General features: G+C 54.2%; 2 protein-coding genes. Both read left to right on the plus strand.

Features of this window, described 5'->3' with window-relative positions:
• Positions 1–236: 236 nt before the first annotated feature.
• A complete protein-coding gene (locus RR842_RS12675; RefSeq protein WP_332729974.1) occupies positions 237–1,730 on the plus strand; it encodes a helix-turn-helix transcriptional regulator in 1,494 nt (497 codons plus the stop codon).
• A gap of 318 nt (positions 1,731–2,048) precedes the next feature.
• Entirely contained in the window at positions 2,049–3,461 is a 1,413-nt protein-coding gene (locus tag RR842_RS12680; protein WP_332714145.1) for an SLC13 family permease, read from the plus strand.
• Positions 3,462–3,773 lie beyond the last annotated feature (312 nt).

A 3,773-nucleotide genomic window follows, 5' to 3' on the forward strand; every position in this document is an offset into this window, starting at 1 on the left:
CTGCTTATCGTCGTTCGGTTGCGAGCTGAATGCTTGCTGCATTGCTTGCAGATTGGCGCGGGTGCTTGTGCGGTAAGCTCGGGCACGCTAAAATGCCCGCATGTCAAGAGCGCTGAATCGCTCTTACGTGCATGGGGGATAGTATTCTTCGTTCGGGAAAAATAATCTACAACTGCTAAGGTTGAATTGGGTTTTCAAGGTAAAACGCTCTCATACCCAAATGTTGAGGAGTAGATATGACAGGTGATCTGTCTGCGGAAACGGCTTCTGACGACGCCAGAACGCCCGACGATCTGAGATTGACGTACGTTCTTGCGACCGTCGGTTTTGCGCTGCTCATAGGGTGGGAGTTGTCGGCGACGTTCAGTCCTTCCCTCGCGCTCCTAGCATTTTGCGACATACGCGAAGCATCTGCTTTGCGTATTGTTTCCGTTTCCACGTTGGCCACCACGTTTGCTCTCTGTGCGCGAAGGGCAGATTGGGTGTTTGAAAATCGCAATCGACTGTTTGCGATTGGGTCGTTAGTGGCCCTTCCTGCGGTGGCCAATGCGTTCGTAAATAACGCGTTCGAGGGCATTCCTTTTATCGCTTCTCTCGTTTCGTGGGCTTTGTTGGGCGTTGCCCAGGCGAGCATCATGATGCATTGGTGCGTGTTTTTTAGTCTTATCCCTACGAGGCGTACAGCGGTGTGTGTCAGTTTGGGATCCATTGGGGGTACGCTGCTGTTCGTTTTAGCGAACGCCTCCGACACGCAATGGCTGAATCTGTTCGAAATTGCACTGTTCATCGTGGGCTCGGTTGGTTTAGCGGCGTTTCTGTCCACGCGCATTCCCCCTGAACGCATCCTGTCGATAGAAAAATTTCGTCGCACCACCGTGCTGACCGTGCCCGCTTCGTTGTCGGTGGCTTGCCAAGGGGCCGTATACGGGTTCATGACCATCGAGTTGTGCTCTATGGGTCCGATTGTGGCGCTGATAGGCGGAGCGAGCGGCATAGCCGGTGTACTCGTTGCGCTTCTTTGGGCTTTGCTTGGGTCTAAAGTTGATATTGATATGGCTATTGTGCAGCGTATATCGCTGCCCATACTCATCGCAGGGATACTGCTGTTCCCCTTTTTCGATGGGGCGGGGAAGGTGGTCTGCGGTGGTATGGTGGTTGCTGCGCTTGCCCATTCGACCATTGTGGGATGGTGTACGACGAGTATCGACAACTATGAGTTCAGACTCCATCCTATCGATCGTTTCGCCTTGCGGCAGGCCCCCAGTAACATCGGTTTTTTTGTCGGGGCTATCGTTGCATTCGTCATTTTGTTTGTCTACCCGCTTTCGGGAACACAGCTCAGTTTGCTGATGGTGGTGTTTGCCCTTGTGGTTATCTTGATGTTTTGCGTGTACGGGGGCGATGACGCGAAGATGAGAAGGAGGCTCAACGAGCTTCTGGCACCTCCGATTGCGAATAACTCTTCCGGTGGTGCGGGCGGCGAACAGAGCAGCCAGGCGGGTTTTTTCAGAAAACGATGCGATTGTGTATCCGAGCGTTACGGGTTGACGCCGCGCGAAGAAGAGGTGTTCTTCTTGTTGGCGAAGGGTCGAAACGCTGAGTACATCGCCGAGCAGCTCGTGGTGAGTTCAGCGACTGCTAAGTCGCACATCTATCACATATACCGCAAGCTAGATATCAACTCACAGCAGCACCTTATGAACATTGTTGAGGAGTGTGATGAGGCGTAAAGCCTCCCGAAAGATCGCGCCCGCGCTTCCTTAGAGGGGTTCTGAACAAGAAGCAAGGGCGCTTGGGAGAGATATTGTTGTAGAAAGATCACTTGTTTCACACCTCAACATTTCAGTATGAGATGAAAAGCCTCCAAAAAATCGATATCAGCATTAGCAGCGGTAGACGGGCGGAGCCTACCGAAAAATACTGTAAGCATGATGCAAGGGACTTGTGGAGACTCCCGGGCAAAGGGGAAGAGCAATCCGCGGAAGGGGGTACAGAGAGGCATTTTCGTTTAAATTCATGTTTGCGCGAAAACAAGGAGGTACAAGGTTATGGAAAACACCGACGTCCCTATGCCGAAGCGCCTGATTGGGATAGGCCTGGCTATCGTCTGTATCGCAGTGTCGATGATGGTGCCGGCAAGTGAGGCGCTCTCGCACCAGGGTGCCGTGGCTCTTGGTATTCTCGGTGCACTCGTGTGCTTATGGGTCACTGCCGCGTTACCCCTGGGTGTTACGGCCCTGCTCGTTGTTGTGCTGTGTCCGGTGCTCGGTGTTGTCGATGGGCTTGGTAAGGCCATCGGCGGTTTCGCCAGCCCTGCGCTGCTGTTTATTATTGCCGTGTTCTCAATGCCTGTCATTATGCTCAAGACCAACTGGGGCGTACGCCTTATCAATGCACTCATTGGCTGGACAGGAGCGAACTCCCGCAAGCTCGTACTCGGCTTCATGATTGCTACAACGCTCGTCTCCACGGTCATGTCCGATGTACCCTGCACGGTGCTGTTTCTTGGCTTCGCGCTGACCATCCTCAAAGCCGCCGATGCCAAGCCGCTACAATCCAATCTCGGTCGCTGCCTTATGATCGGTATTCCTATCGCTGCCGTCACTGGCGGTATGGCCACTCCCGCTGGCAGCTCGTTTAATGTGGTGGCCATGAATATCTTGCAGCAGGCCACCGGCACTTCGATCTCGTTTCTGGACTGGGCGATTGTTGCTCTGCCCGTCGTTATCGTTATGACGCCGATCTCTTGGTTCTTTATCACCCAGCTGATCAAGCCCGAGCCTATCGCCGATTCCTGCCTGCAGGGCATCCGTGACCAGGCTGCCAGTGCTCGCAAGATTGAGGCTTACGAGATTAAAGCCATCCTTATCATTGGTGCCATGCTCGTACTGTGGATCGTCGGCAACTGGATACCCGTCCTCAATGCCACGGTTGTTGCTCTAATCGGCTTGACCGTCATGTTCCTGCCGGGCATGGATCTGCTCTCCTGGAAAGAGTTCCAGAATTCCGTGCCGTGGGGCATCGTTATCATGTGCGGAACCATTATGTCTATGGGTGGCGTGGTTGAGGCCACAGGGGGTGCGGCATTCCTTGCCAATGCCATTGCTGGTAGCGGCGTGATGGGCTTGGGGTTCTTTGCGGCTTTCGCTATCCTGCTCGCGCTCATCTACCTGTTGCACACGGTCTGCCCTATCGGTGTGGCCATTCTCGGCATCTTCCTGCCAATCATGATCACGCTGTGCGCAAACTTCGGTGTGTCGCCAGCTGTGCCCACCATTGCGCTGGCAGTGGTCGTTGCGGGCAACTATCTCATGCCCGTGAATCCGACCGTCATGCTCACCTATGGCGAGGGGTACTACACCTTTGGCGACATGTTCAAGACCGGCATCGTGCCCTCGATTGCTCTTGTGCTGATCATGGCTGCCTGGATGCCGTTTATCGTGGGGCTTATGGGAATATAGGAGCCTGCGCGAGGCGTGTTCGAGCGCAAGCTCGCAGAGGTCTGTCAATGCGGTACCTGCCACGAGCTTTCTGAGAATTGCCCAGCAGTATGCCGGAGCCGAAAGGACCCTTCTCGGTCCTTTCGGCTTATCCTCTTTGGTAAGGTTTTGCTCAGTCAAGGCAGTCGAGGCGCGATCAAGAAGTCATGCGGCCTGGTGTCTCGCTCACTTCGTCTTAATAAATCACTCTGCAAGCTGTATTCCTGCGATTCTTCTGTGGGAACGTCTCAATAACTTCGAGTGCTTGAAGGTGGGGAAGCGGTAGGGCCCCGA

This window comes from Gordonibacter sp. (assembly GCF_036667095.1).
Taxonomy (GTDB): Bacteria; Actinomycetota; Coriobacteriia; order Coriobacteriales; family Eggerthellaceae; genus Gordonibacter.